General features: G+C 55.5%; 15 protein-coding genes. 10 read left to right on the forward strand and 5 right to left on the reverse strand.

Annotation, left to right across the window (positions count from 1 at the left end; all coding sequences use genetic code 11):
• Positions 1 to 228: 228 nt before the first annotated feature.
• The 5 genes from F1728_RS12530 (at position 229) to F1728_RS12550 (ending at position 7,707) form a co-directional block, all read left to right on the forward strand.
• Positions 229 to 3,309: a tetratricopeptide repeat protein gene (locus tag F1728_RS12530; RefSeq protein ID WP_155364390.1), complete on the forward strand. Its 3,081-nt coding sequence runs from the start codon at positions 229 to 231 to the stop codon at positions 3,307 to 3,309.
• Positions 3,310 to 3,533: 224 nt separating this feature from the next.
• Positions 3,534 to 4,493 (forward strand): MotA/TolQ/ExbB proton channel family protein, encoded by a 960-nt coding sequence (locus tag F1728_RS12535; RefSeq protein WP_155364391.1) that lies wholly within the window; start codon positions 3,534 to 3,536, stop codon positions 4,491 to 4,493.
• Positions 4,494 to 5,022: 529 nt separating this feature from the next.
• The gene (locus F1728_RS12540; protein WP_155364392.1) at positions 5,023 to 5,859 is read left to right on the forward strand and encodes a phytanoyl-CoA dioxygenase family protein; all 837 of its coding nucleotides are present in this window, start codon (positions 5,023 to 5,025) and stop codon (positions 5,857 to 5,859) included.
• Positions 5,860 to 5,904: 45 nt separating this feature from the next.
• Positions 5,905 to 6,606, forward strand: a complete 702-nt coding sequence (locus F1728_RS12545; protein ID WP_228030709.1) for an MIP/aquaporin family protein — start codon at positions 5,905 to 5,907, stop codon at positions 6,604 to 6,606.
• 69 nt (positions 6,607 to 6,675) lie between these two features.
• Positions 6,676 to 7,707, forward strand: coding sequence for an SMP-30/gluconolactonase/LRE family protein (locus F1728_RS12550; RefSeq protein WP_155364393.1), 1,032 nt, complete (start codon positions 6,676 to 6,678; stop codon positions 7,705 to 7,707).
• A gap of 4 nt (positions 7,708 to 7,711) precedes the next feature.
• On the opposite strand, the gene F1728_RS12555 is transcribed toward F1728_RS12550, so the two are convergent.
• Positions 7,712 to 9,379 (reverse strand): ArnT family glycosyltransferase, encoded by a 1,668-nt coding sequence (locus F1728_RS12555; RefSeq protein ID WP_155364394.1) that lies wholly within the window; start codon positions 9,377 to 9,379, stop codon positions 7,712 to 7,714.
• Positions 9,380 to 9,579: 200 nt separating this feature from the next.
• A complete protein-coding gene (locus F1728_RS12560; protein WP_044238118.1) occupies positions 9,580 to 10,152 on the reverse strand; it encodes a helix-turn-helix domain-containing protein in 573 nt (190 codons plus the stop codon).
• Positions 10,153 to 11,146: 994 nt separating this feature from the next.
• Here F1728_RS12560 and F1728_RS12565 point away from each other — a divergent pair.
• Both F1728_RS12565 and F1728_RS12570 read left to right on the forward strand, forming a co-directional pair.
• The gene (locus F1728_RS12565) at positions 11,147 to 12,103 is read left to right on the forward strand and encodes an HAD family hydrolase (protein ID WP_155364395.1); all 957 of its coding nucleotides are present in this window, start codon (positions 11,147 to 11,149) and stop codon (positions 12,101 to 12,103) included.
• A gap of 185 nt (positions 12,104 to 12,288) precedes the next feature.
• Positions 12,289 to 12,792 (forward strand): 3-hydroxyacyl-ACP dehydratase FabZ family protein, encoded by a 504-nt coding sequence (locus F1728_RS12570; protein ID WP_145035920.1) that lies wholly within the window; start codon positions 12,289 to 12,291, stop codon positions 12,790 to 12,792.
• A 97-nt stretch (positions 12,793 to 12,889) separates the two neighbouring features.
• On the opposite strand, the gene F1728_RS12575 is transcribed toward F1728_RS12570, so the two are convergent.
• From F1728_RS12575 to F1728_RS12585, 3 genes are all read right to left on the reverse strand, one after another.
• Positions 12,890 to 14,299: a glucose-6-phosphate isomerase gene (locus F1728_RS12575; protein WP_155364396.1), complete on the reverse strand. Its 1,410-nt coding sequence runs from the start codon at positions 14,297 to 14,299 to the stop codon at positions 12,890 to 12,892.
• A gap of 43 nt (positions 14,300 to 14,342) precedes the next feature.
• On the reverse strand, positions 14,343 to 14,903 hold the full coding sequence (pyrE, locus tag F1728_RS12580; protein ID WP_155364397.1) for an orotate phosphoribosyltransferase: 561 nt from the start codon (positions 14,901 to 14,903) through the stop codon (positions 14,343 to 14,345).
• 188 nt (positions 14,904 to 15,091) lie between these two features.
• Complete coding sequence (locus F1728_RS12585; RefSeq protein ID WP_155364398.1) at positions 15,092 to 16,360, reverse strand: L,D-transpeptidase family protein; 1,269 nt, start codon at positions 16,358 to 16,360, stop codon at positions 15,092 to 15,094.
• 319 nt (positions 16,361 to 16,679) lie between these two features.
• On the opposite strand from F1728_RS12585, the gene F1728_RS12590 reads away from it, so the two are divergent.
• From F1728_RS12590 to F1728_RS12600, 3 genes are all read left to right on the forward strand, one after another.
• The gene (locus F1728_RS12590) at positions 16,680 to 17,354 is read left to right on the forward strand and encodes an ABC transporter ATP-binding protein (RefSeq protein WP_155364399.1); all 675 of its coding nucleotides are present in this window, start codon (positions 16,680 to 16,682) and stop codon (positions 17,352 to 17,354) included.
• A 65-nt stretch (positions 17,355 to 17,419) separates the two neighbouring features.
• A complete protein-coding gene (locus F1728_RS12595; protein WP_149345011.1) occupies positions 17,420 to 18,781 on the forward strand; it encodes an ABC transporter permease in 1,362 nt (453 codons plus the stop codon).
• Positions 18,782 to 19,227: 446 nt separating this feature from the next.
• On the forward strand, positions 19,228 to 19,944 hold the full coding sequence (locus F1728_RS12600; RefSeq protein WP_149345007.1) for a DUF4190 domain-containing protein: 717 nt from the start codon (positions 19,228 to 19,230) through the stop codon (positions 19,942 to 19,944).
• Positions 19,945 to 20,059 lie beyond the last annotated feature (115 nt).

Consider the following 20,059-nt stretch of genomic DNA (forward strand, 5'->3'; position numbering starts at 1 on the left):
TCCCGGTTCATCCGCCCGCCGATTCCCCGTAGTCTGAACACCAGTCGATAACCAACGATCGACAGTTGGGTTACGGGGACTTTTCTGCGCAGAATGCAGCCTTGAAAGCGGGTTTTCGTCGGGGAAAAAGCAGTTTTCGCGATGCCCGCTTGCCTCTACCTGAACTCCCACGATAAGATGGGAGCGTGTTCACGATTCCTTAATTAAGACCGATCAGACGATTTCAATATGATGAATCAACGTTTCCGGCTCCCTTCCTTTGATGCCTCTTCCCTCCGCAGGTTCGCCCTGATTTTACTCTGTCTCTGCCTGCTCCCGACCACCCTGGTCCGGGCCGACAAAGCCAGTGATGAATTTCAGCTGGCCATCGGCCTCTACAAGCAGAACCGCTGGGAACTGGCGACCGAGACGTTTCAGAAGTACCTCAAGGATTACCCCAACCACGAAAACGTGCCGCTGGCGAAATTCTACCTGGGGCTCACGCTCGTCAATCAGCAGAAGTATAAAGAGGCCCGCGACATTCTGCGGGAGTTCGTGAAGCAGTATCCCCAGAATAAAAATCTCCCCGACGCCCTGTATCGCGTCGCCGAGTGCAGTTACCTGCTCGATGATCTGAAAGCAGCCGAGTCCGAGTTCACCGACTTCCTCAAACGCTACCCCAATCACGCCCTCGAAGAATGGGCCTATGCCTATTTCGGAGATGCACTACTCCGGCAGGGGAAAGCTGACCTGGCGATCAAGAGTTTCCAGCGTTCCCTCGATCGGCACCCGGAAGGCGCCATGTCGCAGGATGCCCAGTTCGGTCTCGCGTCCGCTTACCTGCAGAACAAACAACCCAAAGAAGCAGAGAAACGCTTCCTGCAGATCGCCAGTCAGAAAACCCATTCCCGGGCCAGCGACGCCCAGATGGCACTGGCCACATCACTCTTTGATCGCGGACAATTCCAACAGGCCGCGGATGCCTTTCTGGCACTGCCCACCAAATTCCCCGAAAGTCCCCTGGGCATCACGGCTCGCCTGAATGCCGGCTATGCCTTTTACGATCTGAAACAGTACGACAAGGCCGTGGAACAGTTCGACATCGTCGCCAAAGATCCCGCGCAGGCCGCCAATGCCCTCTACTGGAAAGGGGTCAGCCTCAAGGCCGCCGGTCAGCTCTCGGAAGCCATTACTGCGCTGGAACAGTCCCAGAAAGCCAAACCCTCGTCCGCTCAGCAGCCCTTGATAAACTACCAGCTGGCCGACGCCCTGCTCCGCAGCGGTAAACAGGCTCAGGCCAAAACCCTGTTCCTGGACCTGGTCAAGCAGTCGCCTCAGAGTGAGCTGGCTGACGACAGCCTGCACTTCGCCATCGAAGCCGCCCTGCTCAGCGACCAACTCGAAGAAGCCGCTCAGCTCGCTGCCCGGTTTGAAAAAGAGTATCCCCAGAGTGGACTTCGCCTGCACCAGGAACTGCTCAAAGGACGCATCAGCGATGCCCAGGGCAAGCCCGAAGATCTACAGGCCGCCGTCAAACACTTTCAAAACGTACTCGACCAGAGCAAGCTCGAGAACACACAACTGCTGGCCCGTCTGTACCTCGCGCGGACTTATCAGAAGCTGAAAGAATACCAGAAGTCGATCGACGTTCTGAAGCCGTACCTCGATGACGCGAACACCGACAAAACGACCAGCGAATACGCGGACGCCCTGATCCTGCAGAGCAACAACTTCAACTCGCTGCAGAAATTCCCGGAAGCGGAGTCGCTGGCCAAAACGTATCTCAAGCAGTTCCCCAATGAACCCCGCTACGATCAGATCCTCGCGAACCTGACCATCCTCACTTCCAAAAACGACAAGCCCGCGGAAGTTGATCAGTATCTCGCAGAACTGGAAAAACGCAAACCGAATCTCGACCTCCTGATCCAGACCTATCGACAACTGGCCGAACGCAATTACGAAAACCAGCAGTGGAGCCGTGCGAAGAAGTTCTTCGCTGAAATCGTCGAGCGCGGTGCGACCTCCCCCGAATTCCCGGCCGGCCTGTCGGGCCTCGCCTGGAGTGAGTTTCAGCTGAATGAATTCCCCGCAGCGGCAACGCACTTTGAACAGTTCACCAAAGAGTTCCCCAAGAACCCGCTGGCCGCGGAAGCCTCTTACATGCAGGGACGCAGTCTGGAAAGCGACCAGAAGCTCCAGCCCGCAGTCGACGTCTATCAGCAGACCCTCAAACAGTTCGCCCCCTCGCGTTATGCGATGCTCTCGGGACTGCAGGCCGCTCGCACACTGTTCCAGCTGAAGAAAATCGATGAAGTCAACAAGGCCTACGAAGCCCTGCTGGCCAAGTTCCCCAAGCCCGACAACTTGGATAAGATCCTCGATGAATGGGCACTCATCAATTACGAAGCCGAAATGTTCGACGAGTCAGATGCGATCTTCCGCCGACTCGTCAAAGAGACCCCGGACAGCGAGCTGGCTGACAATGCCCGCCTGAGCCTCGCCGAAAGCGATCTCATTGCCGGCAAACTCGATGCCGCCGCGAAAGAATTCGACGCCCTGCAGGCTTCCGAGAAATCCGATCAGAAGGTACAGGAAGTCTCCCTCTACCGGTTAATCGAAATCAATCTGGAACAGCAGAAATGGAAAGAGGTCGAGAAGTTCAGCCAGGATCTGCTCAAGCGGTTCCCCCAGAATGAATACGCGGCCTTCGCTCGTTTCCACCAGGCGGAAGCCGCCCTGTATCTGAACCAGGTCGAAGCGGCTCAGAAAGAACTGCTGACCCTCACAACCAAAGAACAGACCGAACAGCTGGGCGACCGTCCCTGGTATCCACGGGTCTGGGTGCTGCTCGCTGAGACTTACTTCCGGCAGAAAAAATATGCCGAAGTCCAGAAAACCGTCGACCAGTTCCGCAGCTGGGATCCGGAGAGCCCCTTCCTTTATCAGGCGGAAGAGGTCCTGGGACGCAGCCTGAAGAATCAGGCCAAATTCGACGAAGCCCGCAAAGTCTTCCAGAAAATTATCGACTCGGAAAACAGCCGCCGCACCGAAACCGCGGCCAAGTGCCAGTTCCTGCTCGCTGAAACCCTGATGATCCAGGAGAAATTCAAGGAAGCCCTGCTCGCCTATCTGCAGGTCGATATTCAATATAAATTCCCCGAATGGCAGGCCCCGGCCCTGTTTCAGGCCGGCATGTGCCACGAAGCTTTGAAGGAATGGAAACAGGCGTTGAAAACATATCAGGACTTTTTGAAGCGTTTCCCGGAACACGAACTGGCCGCCCGCGTCAAAGAACGCATCCAGCAGGTCCAGCCCCGGGCCGGCACCTGACGGACACTGTCTGCCTGTTCCCAAAGTTCGTGCATCAGGAAATCCAACCGCGGGAAATCCCAATCCAGACTCGACGCCATATTCCATCTCGCGTAAACTAGAGCACGAACTGAATTCCCCATTCCGGGTAAGTCAGGCTCATCCAATCCCGCGCCTCTCTTCCGGTTGATCCGGCTAAGCTCCGGGCCGGTTTATTAGTCATTACACAGCGATACCCCTGGTTCATGATCAAACTCTTCCACAGTCCACAGGAATTCTCTACTCCCGATCTCGCGGTCCAGAGTCCCTCTCGACGACTGGTCAGTCTGGTCATGACACTCCTGGTAACGCTGGTCCTCTTCGCCCCGTTCGCCTCCGCTCAGGAGCGACTGCCCAAAGTCGTCGAACAGCGGGGCGACAAACTCGTGGAAGCAGCGGATCCCGACGGTCCCCTGCCCGAATCGGTGGCCGCCGTCAAACAACGGCAGGTGATCCCTTCCACGCCCGAAGATATCATCGAAGAGATGGGCTACTTCCTGCTCCCCTTCGTGATCGCTTCCATCATCTCCATGTGGTTCATCATCGAACGCCTGGTGATTCTCCGCTCCGGCCGCGTCATACCCAAACACTTTGTCAGCCGCTTTCTCAAGCTGCTTAGGGACGGCAAACTCAACGCACGCTCCGCCCTGAAACTGTGTGAGGAAAACCCGAGCCCGATTGCTTCGGTCTTCGCGCACGGCGTCCGAAAATGGGGCAAGCCGAGTGTCGAAGTGGAACAGGCCATCATCGACGGCGGCGAACGTCAGCTGTCACAACTTCGGAAACACCTCCGCGTGATCAACGGCGTCGCTACAGTCGCCCCCCTGATGGGTCTGCTGGGAACCGTGATCGGCATGATCCAGGCCTTCAACGAAATCGCCAACAGCAGCGCGATGGGCAAAGCGGAAGAACTCGCCGTCGGCATCGCGATGGCCCTGCTCACCACCGCCTTCGGTCTGGGCATCGCCATCCCCTCGCTGATCATGTACATGTACCTGGCCGGCCGCGTGGATGGACTCGTGATGGAGATGGACCAGAATGCACAGGACCTCGTCCACCTGATTTCCGCCGAAGGGCTCGCCGCCAGTGCCGCCAGCCGCAAAACGACCACAACCACCACCACGACGGCCAAAGCCAAAACGGATAAAGCAGCCAGTAAGTCGTAGGCACGTGCAACAACCCTCGCGACTGCGCGGCAATTCAAAATTAGCCGCAGAACGTTAGCCCCGGTTCTTCCCGTTTGCAAAGACACATTCTACCCAGCAGCACCAACCGCTCCATCCAAGCTTCCAATAGAATGGGTGGGCTCGGATGTAATCCGAGCCGAGCGCAGCGAGCAGGAGGTCTCAGAAAAATCGATCGGTTCAGAGCGAATCCACCAACCTGCATCCCTGAGATGAGGTGCACTCCCCCACAGCAGAACGCGTACACCGCAACCTCCTGTTGTCTCCGACAACCTCGAATTCCATTCGAGGCCACCCGACCTGATGGACGACTAAATACATCCCCCGTTACCCAACGATGATACCCCGTTCGCACCCGCATCGTCTCGATCCTCGCGAACTTCCACTTCTAAGTTGTTCCCCGACCTGTTCCGATTTACAATGAATTCTGATCTCTCCCGTGGGAGAACCGGCATTTCCGCCAGCTGAAACAGCGACTCATTCATTCTCTTGAAACACGACGAGAACCGGTATGGCTGACTCCAAAGAATTCAAGGCAGTCCCCCTCGAAGAAGAACTGTCTCAACTTGAGCGCGATCTCAAGTTCTATCCTTCCACCACTGCTGATCCACAACTGCTGACGGTCGCACAGATCGAAGACTTCAACCGCGACGGCTTCCTCCGTGGCATTCGCATCTTTGACGACCAGGAAGTCATCGCCAACCGCGAATACTTTGATCAGCTGCTGGAGCAGGTCATCGCCGCGGGTGGTAACAGCTACTCGATCAGCACTGCCCACATGAAGTACGGCAAAGTCTACGATCTGCTCACCCATCCCAGGATCGTCGCCCATGTCAAAGATCTGCTCGGCGAAAACGTGATTGCCTGGGGATCGCATTTCTTCTGCAAAATGCCCCATGACGGGAAGGCCGTCTCCTGGCATCAGGACGCCAGTTACTGGCCGCTATCCCCCTCCAAGGCGGTCACGGTCTGGTTGGCCATCGATGACGCCGACCCGGAAAACGCCAACATGCGATTCATCGCCGGCAGTCATCACTACGGACACATGACCTACCGCCCCAGCGGTTCCCACGAAGACAACGTACTCAATCAGACCATCGACAATCCCGAACAGTACGGCGCTCCCGTTGACGATACTCTGAAAGCCGGCGAGATTTCGATTCACTCCGACCTGCTCCTGCACGGTTCCGAAGCCAACCAGTCCGACCGCCGCCGCTGTGGACTCACTCTCCGCTACTGTGCCGCAGATGTCCGCGCCGGGATGGACTGGAACGCCAAAGGTGTGATTGTCGCCGGTTCCGATCCTTCCGGACACTGGCTCAATCCACCTCGGCCGGAAAACGATTAAACTCCCAACCTCCATTTGAGTTTCATGCTCGGGAAGTCATCAGAGATGCAAAAATACTACGCGGAGATCTTCGGTACTTTTATTCTGCTGTTCTGCGGCGCCGGCGCCATTGTCACTAACCAGGTTTCCGAGGGAACCGTGACGCACGTCGGCATCGCCCTGGTCTTCGGCCTGGTTGTCACCGCGATTATTTACGCCATCGGCGAAATCTCCGGCGCACATATTAACCCTGCCGTGACAATCGCCTTCTGGGTCGGCAAACGCTTCCCGGGCAATCAGGTGCTCCCCTACATCATCTGCCAGATCATCGGCGCCCTCGCCGCCTGCCTGCTGCTGAAAATCACGTTCCCGGGCCTGACCAACTACGGCATGACCCTGCCTGCAGGTACGGAGATCCAGTCGCTGATTCTGGAAGCGGTCCTCACCTGGATCCTGATGTTTGTCGTTTTATGCGTGAGTACCGGCGCGAAAGAGACCGGTATTCTCGCCGGTGTCGCCATCGGCGCCGTGATCGCTTTGGAAGCGATGTTCGCCGGCCCCATCTGCGGCGCCTCCATGAATCCGGCCCGTTCCCTGGCTCCGGCCCTGGTCAGCGGTCACCTGGAATCACTCTGGCTCTATCTCATCGGTCCGACCGCCGGCGCCGTCCTTGCGGTGCCTTCGCTCTGGCTGGTCCGCAACAATACACATGAGACCGAAACTGATACTGAATTTGATGCCGAAATCGAACCTGCGGAGGCATCCTGATGGCGCTCGCACCTTGAGATATCTTAAATCGCTCGTTTTGCATTCACAGCAACAGAAGAGGAACAAACCATGGTTCACTGGCAACACGTTCTTGTACTGGGAATCGTCATCTCCGGACTGACCGGCTCCCGGGTCTCTGCTGAAACCGCCGCCCCCAGCGGCGACGCGTCGATCGTCTCCCCGGATGCCAAAGTCGAAACCCTCTGGGTCGACAAAGGCTTCACCGAAGGGGCCTGCGTCGATGTTGACGGGCTGATCTACTTCAGCGATATCAACTTCGCCGGCGGTAAAGGCAAAATCATGACCTTCGATCCCACGACCGGTAAGACCAGCGTCTTCAGTGCGGACAGCGGTCAGAGCAACGGACTGATGATCGACCAGAAAGGACGACTGCTGGCAGCCTGTGGTGCCAACAACGGTAAACAGTGCCTGGCGCGGATCTCCAAAACAGGCAAACCCGTGTGCCTGGTCGACAAATTCGAAGGCAAGAAATTCAACGCACCGAACGACCTGGTAATCCACCCCAAAGGCTGGGTCTATTTCACCGATCCCCGCTACGTCGGATTCGAGCCACTCGAACTCGATCACATGAGCGTCTTCCGCTATGATCCGAAAAAGAAAACCGTCCACCGGGCCACGACCGACATCACCAAACCCAACGGCGTCGTCGTCTCCCCGGATGGCAAAACTCTCTACGTCGCGGAAACCAACAATGGTCTCTCCGGACTCGAGAAAGATCCTCCGAAAAACCCCAAAAAACGGATGACCCTCAACGCCTTCCCGATCAAGGCCGATGGTTCTCTGGGTAAGAAAAAAGTCCTGGTCGACTTCGGTCCACAACAGACCGGCATCGACGGCATGACCGTGGATCAGAAAGGAAACGTCTACGCCGCCTACCGCGCCGAGAATCGGTTCGGCATTCTTGTCTTCTCTCCCGAAGGCAAAGAGCTGGCTTACATCCCCACGCCGGAAATGCCTACCAACTGCACATTCGGCATCGGCAAGGATGCATCTACACTCTACATTACCGCAGGCAGCGGTCTGTATCGCATCCCCTGCAAGATCCCGGGCTTCCACCCTTCACTGCCCCTGGATCAATAAGACCTCAGCGGGGCGGATTGAGTCTCACCAGTCGTGCTAAAGGCACCTGCTTTCGCACGACGGCAATCTCGGTCTGCCACGCAGCTGACTCGCGTGGCTGCAGTTCTTCCGGCAGGTAAGGTTTCCGCTGGAAGTACAACACGTATTCAGAAACGCCCTGACGTTCGGAATCGAAGGGGATCAGCTTGATCCCCTTCCGTTTCACTTCCGGCGTCTCCTGCAACATCTGTATGTAAGCCGGATGCAGAATCGGTGCCAGCTGGAGATACGAATTCTCGGGCACCCGCTCGACCACATCGTGCAGCATCTCAGCGGTGATGGAATCGCCCCAGTACGTTACTTCCATTCCCAGTGCGTTCGCTCCCTGCAGACCGCCGGTCAGCAGGCTGTAATAACTGAGCCAGCAGGGACTGAATGCGAATGCAGCATACGCCTGCGTCAGGATCAGCACTCCCACCGCAGTGCGGGCCACACGCATGGAAAAGCGCTGCTGCAGCCAGTCACAGATCTGTGCTGCCCCCACGCCGATCAGAATCGCCGCCATGGGAAAGACCATCAGAAACAACCGCACGCCGTCGTAGACCGTAATCCCCGGCCAGGAAAACAGCATGAGTGGCCAGAGCAGCGAACCGATCAGCAGCACACCACCGCTGGATCGCTGCTCACGTTCTGCCTCTAAACGGCGTCCCGTCTTCCAGCCACCAATCAACGCCAGTACCAGCAAACCCAGTGGGATCGTCACCAGCAGCATCACCCAGGGATAATGCCAGGGAACATCGCGGTCGGCGTATTTCGTTCCAAAGTAATCGATATAGATCGCAGCCCGGCCCGTGGTTCGTCCCAGGTATTCACTGAGATGCCCGACCGGATCAAACCAGAGCCACGGCCAGCCCGCAAAGAAGACGAGCACTCCCACGCCTCCCCAGCAGAGAAGTGGCTTGATCGCCTTGAGACGCCACTTCCACAGCGCCCAGATGATCACGGGAATCGGAATCAGTACCGCCTGAATCTTGGTCAGCAGCGCCAGTCCGAGCAGAATACCGGTCAGGCAGGCCCGCTTAGCGGTCGGCGGTTCCGTAGTATCCCAGAATCGGATCACCGCAAGCACCGCGGTCACATAGAAGAGTGCCGTCACCGTCTCCAGTGCCGCCAGATGCGCATGTCCGAACACACGGGGCAATGTAATCAACGCGACAGCAGCCACTACGCCCGCGAAATGACCGGATCGCTGAGAGGTAAACCAGCCCACCACGAACACCAGGCAGGCGAAACAGAGTGCCGACGCGTAACGACCATAGGTCACGACGAACGGTCGCTCTCCCTCTCCCGCCAGTCCCGCTACTGTTTCATGGGCGATGCCAATCAGCAGACGCCCCAGCGGCGGATGATCGGGCAGATAGTTCTCATGCTCGAAGATCTCCCGCAGGCTCTCCGGGGCAATGATACCCAACCCATAGACGCGAATCGCACGTACCAGGAACACCCCCTGCCCCACGTTAAACGGTTCGTCGACCGTCATCCCGGGTCCCGGACCGGTGAGCGACAGATCCTGGGCACAGTCCAGGCGGGCCGCCACCAGCAGAAATGCCAGGCAGGCCAGCAGCGCATACCAGGCAGCGGGCTTCAGTTTCTCGCGGGGGGTCAGCGGTGCTTGTGTTGTGGATTGATTCATGGTGACATTACTTCCGGGGCGCAATAAAAAAACCCGACCAAGAGTGTTACCTCTTGGCCGGGTTTAGTCGTTCACGCAAACCAGCAAATCCCTTTGCGATTGTTCTGGTTGGCCAGCGGGCCGTTCTCTCGACACCGTCCATAATATCGAGAACTACACGTCCCTGGCAATCTCACCTTAAGGCATTCCTGCCCGGTCTATTAGGCGATCTGCTTTTTACGTCCAACCAAGGTCCGAATCCGTTCGGCCAGCAATGCAGCGTCAAATGGTTTCCGGAAAGTTTCGTTAAACAGTGTTCTGTCGAAACCGCTGGCGTTGTCTTCATCGCTCAGCAGGGCAATCAGAACAGAGTCGGTGTAGTCTTTGTTGCGTCGCAGGTTTTGTGCGATCATCAGAGCTTCGTTGCGACCCATGGCGAAATCAACGATTACGCAGTCGGGGTGCAGTGATTCTGCCTGGATACCGGCTTCAAAACCGCTCACGGCATATTCAATTTTGAAGTCTTCTGTTGCCATCAGATCGTCAAGGCTGGCTCGAACCTGGGTATCGGCACCGACGAGCAGCAGTTTGCCCATCGCTTCGTCTTCCAGTTCGCCTAATGGCATGCCGTGTTCTTTAAGAAATCGAATAAGGTGCTCACGTGGGATTCGGCGGTCCTGAGAACCGGGGATCCGGTAGCCTCTCAGGCGTCCAGAGTCGAACCACTTACTAACCGTGCGGGGTGCAACCTTACAGATCTTTGCTACTTGGCCAGTAGTGAAGATCGTTTTCATTGCGGGCTCTCCAATCACATGCTTGGCAAATCTCGTCGAAGAAAGGTTACTTTTCTTCTGCTTTAACCCCTACTACAGTTTGCGGCTATCCTGGCCAGTCAGTTCACGTTGTAACCTGTGTAGTCTTGGGTCGGGGTTTGTCTCTGGAGACAGCATCTCCAGAAACTGTTTCAAAATGCCAATCTTTAATTTTAAGGAAATTTGGGATCTGGTACGTAATACTTTTGGGGTCGGACTGAATGACAATCGCAATACCATTCAGATCAGTTCGTCAGACTAGATCCGTCTTGTCCTCTCCCCCCTTACAGACTGTTGATCGGATTGAACCATTCAAACTGGTGTTGACTGGCTCGACGTGGTTTTTACGTCTTTCCGGTTTCAACCGTCTGCCCTAATTGCATCGACGAAACTGCCGTGAGGACTTTAAGTTCTTTGACAAGAGAGAGTGCAGTAGTGACAGAGACACTCGGAATAGCTGGTACGGAAGAATCAGCTGTGAGGGATATTATGCTCTAATGCCCTGTAAAACAGGCACTTAATACGTCCCGGGGAAATGCTTAAGATGTGAACCTTATTTCTGAGGTGACTTGAGTTTTCGTATCAGATTCCGCTGATTTTCCCCGGGGTAAGCCTGCTCCGAGCGGATAACCGTTATGACAACAGCAACCCGTCTCAGGTTCAAAGTATTGGAACTGTCGTCTCTATTACGACGGATATAGCGATCCGTGTTGGTTCTTTTTTTCCTGCGGCCTTATAGCCTGTTCACCGGGGAAGCCGTCCGATTTTTGCCTTTTCGCTTGCCCTGTCCATATCCACCCGTCTAAGATCACATTGAATTCCGGTTGTCTGTCTGTCAAAATTCATCTCTCAGGCAGAGTTTACAACCGCATTCACTGAATCGTTCATCACATTCCCGACAGACCCGTTCTGGTTTCTGAATGTCAGCTGCTTCCAGCGACAGCTGACTCGATATACGATCTGAAATACGACCCTTATGCCGAAGACTCTTCAAGAATACGCTGACTGGTTATCCAACCGGGATGATCTGATCTGGCCCACGGCTCCCGCGCTGGAAACGCCCAAAGCGACGCCCTTTCTCAAACCGCTGAAACGCATCTCCGCGATCACCTTCAGTATCTACGGCACCCTGCTGCACATCACCGACGGCGAACTTCTGTTCGACCATCAACAACAGCTCCGCATGCAGATCGCCCTCGATAAGACAATTAAAGAGTTCAATATGTGGAACAGCATGTCCCGCAAACCGGGGGCCCCCTGGGAATACATGCTCTCCCAATACCGCTCGCTGCTCGAAGACCAGCAACTCGGCGGAAAGGTCGCCAAAGGGGAAAAGCCGGAAATCAACTCCGCCGACCTCTGGAAACTGCTCATCGAACGCCTGCAGAAAAACGAATACACGTTCGACGAATCCTTTTACGGGAACCTTGATGACTTCAGCCTGAAGGTCGCCTACTTCTTCCACTCCAGCCTGCAGGGAATCTCTCCCATGCCCGACGCCCTGGAGTCACTCTGCCAGCTCAGTCAGTACGGCAAGAAAGTCGCTCTGTTTGCGGATGCTCAGCCGTTCACTCTGGTGCAACTCCTGCGGGCATTAGGCACTCAGGGAACACTCCCCCCCCTGTCCGAGCTGTTCACTCAGGAATGTTTCTGTTTCTCTTATCGCGAAACCGTCCGCAAACCCTCGGTGTCCCTCTACGAAAAACTGCTCGATCGATTCGATCAGCAGGGCATCCCCCCTGAGGAAATTCTGCACGTCGGTTCCCGCATCCCCGATGACCTGGCGATCGCCCGGAGTTTCGGCATGAAAACCGCCCTGTTTGCCGGCGATTCACTCAGCATTCACGCCAGCAAAGCAGAAGTCAGAAGCCCCGATACCAAACCTGACAGGTTGATCACCAATTTGAGCCAAATAGCTGAAATCCTCGATTAACATATTCCACCGATTCTGCTAATATTTCTGGCTTATCAGATACCGGGCTCGCATTTCCACCTGGATGAACTAACCCATCTGATACCTAAACCCATAGAATATATACACTTCCTGCACCTGATGGCCCTGAAAGGGAACCAGGGTCGTACCTCAGATATTGACGCCCTTATTGGAGAAGAGAGACCATGCCTCCCAAATTGCTTTACGAAGGAATTGACTTCGATTTTGAAAACCCGATCTACGGAATCGAAGACATCAGAGAAATCAATCCTCAGCGATTTGAAATGGAGCAGCTGACGGGGATTGTCCATGTAGATAATGAAAAGCATGGCATCGTCGGCTTCAAAGATGTCACCGAAGACGAATTCTGGGTTCGTGGCCACATGCCCGACTTCCCCCTGATGCCCGGCGTCATCCTCTGTGAATGTTCCGCTCAGCTGGCCGGCTTCTATGCCCGCAAGTTCAAACTGCTGGGAGGCGACTTCCTCGGCTTCGGCGGTATGAACGATGTTCGCTTCCGCAGCCCCGTTTTCCCCAATCAACGACTGGTGATTATGGCTCAGCTGGCCCGCATCCGTGCCGGCAAACGGGCGGAATTCAACTTCCAGGGACTCGTCGACAACAGCATGGTCTTCAGCGGCCAGATGATCGGCGTCCCCATCGACAAGAATCAGGAAGTCCCCAGCTAAGCGGCCCCTGAAATCGAAACTGAACAAAAAAACGCCCCGGACCAGCGTCTGCCTGATCCGGGGCGTTCTCTATATTACTGCTGCTCTGATTGTCGCCTCAGCGGCTCAATACTTCCTGCATGTTCTTCTTATAGGCTTCCACACCCGGCTGCCCATAGGGATTGATATTGATCAACCGGCCTTCGAGTACCGTCGCCAGCATCAGCATCTGCAGGGTCTGGCCGACCGTATAGGCATCCAGGTTCGGCAGGATCAGATCCGCCGTCGGGCGATGCACGTCGGCATAAGCCTGGTTGGTCCCTTCGATCGCCGCAGAGAGCACATCGGGAACCGTTTTGCCTTTCAACTTATTCAGCTGATCCTGATTTTCCTCTTCAGGTACGACAGGCACGGAGATTGGCTCGCTGTCCGGACGCTCGACAATCACGTTGGTGATCAGCTTGTCACGCACACCTTCCTGGTGCTGCTGTCCCCGGCTGTGCAGGTCGCGGGTGTTGACCACGGTCAGCGGCGTCGCGCCCTTTTCTTCTTTGCCGAGACTTTCGGCCAGCAGCTGATCGTACCACAGTCCCAGCGCTTCCAGACGCTTGCCCCAGGTCGAAAGGATCCGCATCGATACGTTCTTCTCCCGCTCAAACAGGTGACAGGTCGCCGTGTAATCCAGCACCGGGTTGTCCCCCATCGGCTGTGTGTTGAACAGGCGGGTCATATCCGCGGCCCCCTGCAGCAATTCTTTCAAATCAACGCCCAGCACGGCAGCCGGGAACAGCCCGACCGACGTGAAAACCGAAAACCGGCCGCCCACATTGTCGGGAATCGGAAAGACTTCCGGATACCCTTTATGATTGGAGAAGTTCCGCAGCTTTCCTTCCAGCCCGGTGATCGGCACCACCAGTGATCGGCTCTCTTCGGAATCGGCTCCGTAATACTCCTCCAGTGATTCGCGGAACAGGCGGAAGCCGAGAGCGGTTTCCAGCGTTCCCCCGGATTTACTGATGACGGTCATACTCCACCGCTGCAGTACATCCTTGGGATCCAGGCAACTCGTCTTTAACAGTTCCTGCAATGCCGTAATCGAATCGTTATCGACATTGTTCCCTTCAAAATACAGGCGCGGCACGCCTCCTCGTTGATCGCGGGTCAGTTCATTGTGCAGCGGATGGCACAACGCTTCGAACAGCGCCCGCATCCCCATGTAAGAACCGCCGATCCCCAGCACGACAAACCGGTCCGATTGCTCACGCAGTTCCTGTGCTTTCGCTTCGATGCGTCCCAGCAGGCTCCCGCTTCCCTGGGACTCGTATTCGTCCAGCAACTGTTGAGGCAGGTTCTGAAAACCCGCATCCAGAGGCTGCTTGTCCGCAGGGATCGCATCGCTGCCCAGCAGTTCAATGTCTTTCAACATTTCTTCCCGGGCCGCCATCAGGGCCGGCTGCAGTTCTTCATACCACTTCTCATCAATGAGCTTGCGGGCGGCGGAATCGTCGTAGCGAATGAAGTTTGTCATGAGAGATCACGCTTTCGTCAGAGTGAATAAATTGAGAGGGAGATCACTGATCTTCCGCAGGCGGCTCGATACCGAAGTCGCGAATCGAGAGCAGCGCTTTGAAGGGGATGTTGCGCTTCTCAAAGTTGGCAGCGCCCCCCTGCAGACGATCGACAACTCCCAGGGCCTGCACAACTTTGCAACCAAACTCTTCGGCCCGGTCGACGGACAGCAGTGCACTGCCGGCAGTCGTGATGACATCATCCACGATCACCACTTTGTCGCCAGGCTGCACGGGGCCTTCGACATATTTATTGGTGCCGTGCCCCTTGGGCTCTTTGCGGACCATAAACCCGTTCAGCGATCGGCCCTGCTCTGCAGCGACTGCGAGCACACCCGCGACAATCGGATCAGCGCCGATCGACATGCCGCCGATCGCGTCGAATTCGACATCTTCCAGCATTTCCAGCAGGCCGGCACTCACCAGACGCAGACCGTGTGAATGCAGGACCACCTGTTTGCCGTCGAGGTAATAGGTGCTCTTCTTACCTGAAGCCAGCGTGAAATCGCCGAATTTCAACGCCCGCTCCCGAAACAACTCGATCAGCTTTTCGCGATCAAACATGAATGCTCTCTTCTCTACCCTGAATGTGTGATGTGCTCAAATCAGAAGCCGCCACGGTCCGTTCGCATAAACAATGTTTAATAAAAACACCGCGGACTGGCTCAAACACACGTATTCTACAGGGTCGAATTCAACATTCAAACGGACTGCAGGTAAAGAATTCTCAGCTGGTGCGAATCTCTCTGAAATCAGGGGCGAATCACGACTTCCGAGCCAACACCCAGCAGATCGTACACCTCGGCCACATCGTCATTCTGCATCCGCACGCAACCTTTGGACTCCGCTTTGCCGATCGATGTCGGATCGATGGTGCCGTGAATTCCGTAGCTGTCGCCGATATCAATCCAGCGTTCGCCCAGGGGATTGGTCGGATCATCATTGGCAATCACACCATCCGGACCGTAATACGTCGGATCGACCAGCTTGTCCTTTACGACAAATTTGCCAGTCGGCGTCGAATGATCCTTGCCGGTACCAATCGTATAGCGTTTGACGAAGTAACCGTGTGAATGCACCGTGAGTGTGAAGTCGCTCAAATCAACGAACACATGAAAGGGTCCTTTAATGACTTTGAGCTTCTGCCCCGGACGAATCCGCTTGGGATCGATCTGGTTCAGCTTCGCCAGGTATTCCCAGGTGATGCCGTACTGCTGCGCGACTTTCCGCAGTTGATCGCCGGGCTCAATCTCGTAGGGTTTCATGAAATGCGGCTGCGGTGCGAAGTAGATCATCCGCGCCGTCTCTTCAATGCGTGATTTAATGACTGGATAGACCTCGGGCTGATCCCAGTAGATTTTGGACAACCGCTTGTGAGCCTCGATAATTTTCCGTTGTGAAATCAGTTCGTCAATCGCAATCAGATCGGGTACGGCCTGTTTGGCGGACTCAACACCAATCTCTTCTTTAAAGCTGGCATGCTTCGCGGTCTTGATCACCGGATTGCTGGCCCGCTTGATCCCCTCGGGGGGATTCAGCTTCGCGGGTGCGTTGGGCTCAGGCATGGCAGCCGTCGGTTCGGGCAGTGGTTCAACAGGACGAGCGGCCCCTTTGAATTGGGCGGGAGGCTCGGTTTCTTCGAACAGCGGATCGACGGAGGTCTCCGCTTCCACGATCGCCCCATTCAACGTACGCGTGTAAACCCGGGGCATTTCCACTTCGCTTTTGCGGAACAGACGCTGGTTGTCATCCCCGTCTGAGAGTTCCTCCGCAGGCGGCTCCGACTGTGCCAGAATCGTGGCTTCTTCCAGGACGGGCTCTTTGTATGCTTCCAGCGGTACAGTCGTCTTGCCAGACGACTTACCTGCAGTCTCCTGTTCGTGCAGCGCACCTGTGGGAGCACTGCTCACCTGGAACGGCAGCAGATCCATTTTCCAGGCGACCGCCCCCAGAATTCCCAGTCCAGTTACCATGATGAAACGAAAAGGAGTAATCCATCGACCCCGGTTACGACTTCGCATCTTGCCATCATCCTTGATTCACAATACGGATACGCTTCGGTTAAAATCAGAGAGTCGGGACTATAGCAAATCATCCTGATTAAGCCTACGGCGATTCTGTGAAAACCGACTTGCCACCGGGGAGACGTAAGTCATATATTAATAATTGTTTAAGATCCGACCCGCGGCTCACTGTGTTCCGCAGGAATCAGGAAGATTTGACAGAACAACCCTAGGCAACACCCGGCTAATTACATAACATTTGCAAAAACAAACTATACGGCCCGACGCCGGAACCACGGTTTGCGGCGTTGCCAGATTCCCACCAGACGAGGTCAGCATGTCCCTGCTATTGGAAAATGTCAAAAAGAGCTACCGCGAACCGGATGGCTCGACACTCCCCATCCTGGATATCGAACGCTTTGAAGTCAAAGAACAGGAACAGGTGGTTCTCATCGGCGAGAGTGGCTCGGGGAAATCGACACTGCTCAACGTCATTTCCGGCATCACCACCACCGACAGCGGGAAAGTCACCATCGCGGGAACCGAAATCGCCTCCATGCCCGAAGTCGTTCGCGACCGCTTTCGCGCCGAACGCATCGGCTTCGTCTTCCAGACCTTTAATCTGCTCCCCGCCTTCTCAGCTCTGGAAAACGTCCTGCTCGGCATGAGCTTCTCACGAAAAAAAGCGAGCCGCGACCGGGCGAAAGAACTGCTGGCCCTCGTGGGACTCGAGCATCGCCTGAATCACCGCCCCAAACAGATGTCCGTCGGGGAACAGCAAAGGGTCGCCGTCGCGCGGGCCCTGGCCAATCAACCCAAACTGCTGCTGGCCGACGAACCGACGGCGAACGTCGATGTCGGCAATCAGGAAACCATTCTCAAACTGCTCCGCGACGCCTGCACTCAGCACCAGATCGCCATGCTGCTGGTCACCCACTCTCAGGAAGTCGCCAGCCAGTTTGAGCGGGTTGAAACACTGACTGACTTCAACAAGGTCCACGCACAGGCTTGATTCGTTCTATCTTTTCCGTTTCTTATTTTCTTCTCAGCGAACCGACTACAAAGTAGATTCTCATTATGAATACACTGACCATCGCCTGGAAAAGCATCAAACAACGTCGCCTCGCCTCTGCACTGACGGCCCTTAGCGTGGCCCTGGGTGTGACGCTGATGATCTCCGTTCTGGTCATCAACGGCGTCATCGACAAGATGTTCAACCAGACCGCCAGCGGCTACGACCTCATCGTCGGTCCCAAGGGCAGCCCGCTGCAGCTGGTGTTGAATACCGTCTTCCGCGTCGGTGCCCCGATTGAGAATCTCCCCTACCGCTACTATGAAGAACTGAAAAAAGATCCCCGTATCGAAGAAGCCATCCCTTTCGCGATCGGCGATGTCACCGAGGAAGGCGGCTTTCCGATTGTCGGCACCATTCCCCGTTACTTCGCTCTGGAGTACATCCCGGGGCGGCACTTCCGCATCAATAAGGATGGCAAGTTCCTGCCCGGGACCTGGGATGCCGTCATCGGTTCTGCTGTCGCGAAACAGAACAACTGGAAAATGGGAGATGAATTTCAGTTGATTCACGGCTCCGCGGAGAGTGGTCACGTCCACGATGAAAAATTCAAGATTGTCGGTATTCTCGCACCAACGGGCACGCCGAACGACCGTACCGTCTTCGTCAACCTGCGCGGGTTCTACCAGGTTTCCGGTCACGAGAAACCACTGGAAGAAGCACTCCGCCGCGAAGCCGAATTCTTCGGTGAAAAAATCGACGAAGCCGAACTGCAGAAAATCCTCAAGGAAAACGCCGGCCACGATCATCATGATCACAGCGGCCATGACCATGGACACGATCACGGGCACGAAGTTCCCGACGCGCAGAAAGAGGTGACTGCGATTCTGGTCCAGATGAAAGGCGATCGCCTCCGCGGCTTTTCCACTATCAAACTGCAGTCCGAACTCAAGGAAGGCAACAAGGCCCAGGCCGTCAATCCGATTCAGCAAATCAGCTGGCTGATGATCAACATCGTGGGCAACGTACGCACGATGCTCATCATTCTGACGAGCCTGATCATCGTCGTCTCCGGCGTCAGTATTTTTGTCAGCATCTACAACTCGATGGCCGACCGCAAACGGGAGATCGCCATCATGCGGGCCCTGGGTGCCGGCCGCACCGCAGTCTTCACCATCATTCTCAGCGAGTCCGTTCTGCTCTGTCTGGGAGGGGGTATCCTGGGTATCCTGCTCGGACACGGACTGGTCTTCGCCGCCGCCCCGATCATCGAAGCCCGCAGCGGACTGCTGATCAATCCGTTCGCTTTCAGCTCAGTCGAACTGATTCTGCTGCCGGTATTGGTCGTTCTGGCATCATTGGTCGGCTTCATCCCCGCGATGACCGCTTACCGCACCGACGTCGCCAGTACTTTGAGTGATACCTGATCGTCCGCTTGAACCGGTCTCCTTCTCGGTAGTTTTACGAAAAGGGAATGGCAACAAGCGTGCCGTCATAAACCATTTTGGTATAGGCACTTGCGATGCACATTATCCAGAGGGGACCCGCTTTAAGTTAAGATTGATAAAAATTCAACGAAAATCGACACGATCCCGTATATACTATTATAAAGGACTGGTTTCAGGGAGCATTCGGCCTGTAGCTCAGCAAGGGATCTACAGAGTCAGGCTCACTTTACCCGGAACTTCAGAATTTTCTGACCGGTTCTGGATGATTTCAGGGATGTTCTCATCCCCCCTCCCTGATATGATAGTAAAAAATCCAGACCCCGTTCTGAACTTCAGCCAGTTGTTCTGGCCGGGTCACCTGTGATTCTGCGATAATTAACTATATTCCCTGTTTATTTCTGCTGAATTTTGAAAGGCCTTGCAAGATGTCGCAAGTTCTTGATGGCTCCAATCATTCGCTGCAAAATTCCTTCGAAGGTCAGGATGAGTTTTCCTACAAGCCGGTTCCCCCGACTGCTGTCGTGGGCCTGGTACTGGGACTGCTCTCCTTTATCGCCCTGTTCGGGATCATCGGACTGGGTGTGGCCGTGTTCGGTATCGTGGTCTCGCTGATCAGTATGTTCAATATCCGCCGGGCAGGCGGTGAACTGGGCGGCAAAATGGTGGCCCGTGCCGGCCTCATGCTGTCGACCTTCTTCCTGGTCACCGGCGTCAGCTATCAGTCCTTCGTCTATGCACACGAAGTTCCCGAAGGCTACCAGCGAATCAACTTCGCCACCGACATTTCGTCCAAAGAATTCGTCCAGAAAGATGGCGTGACCAGCGTCAATCCCGATGTACTCAAAATGGACAAGCAGAAAGTCTTCGTCAAAGGTTACATGTACCCCACACGCCAGACCGAAGACCTGCAGTCTTTCATTCTGGTTAAAGATAACGGCCAGTGCTGCTTCGGCGGCCAGCCCGACGTGAAAGATATGATCCTGGTCGAAATGCAGGGCAAGAATCGGGCCGACTTCTATTCCGGTCTCGTTTCCGTTGCCGGTGAATTCGTCGCAGAAGCCCCGACCCAGGCCGGTGAATTACGTCCGGTCTACCAGCTGAAGGGGACCCACTTCGAGCAGGCTCGAACTTCCTACAGATAATTGAACAGACAACCACACAGAGACACCCACCTGAAAACACCGGAGACCCAGACCAACGCGTTCATTACATCGTTACGAATTTGAATGGCTCAGGTTGATTCACAGTCTGAGCCAT

This window comes from Gimesia benthica, assembly GCF_009720525.1.
Classification (GTDB): domain Bacteria; phylum Planctomycetota; class Planctomycetia; order Planctomycetales; family Planctomycetaceae; genus Gimesia; species Gimesia benthica.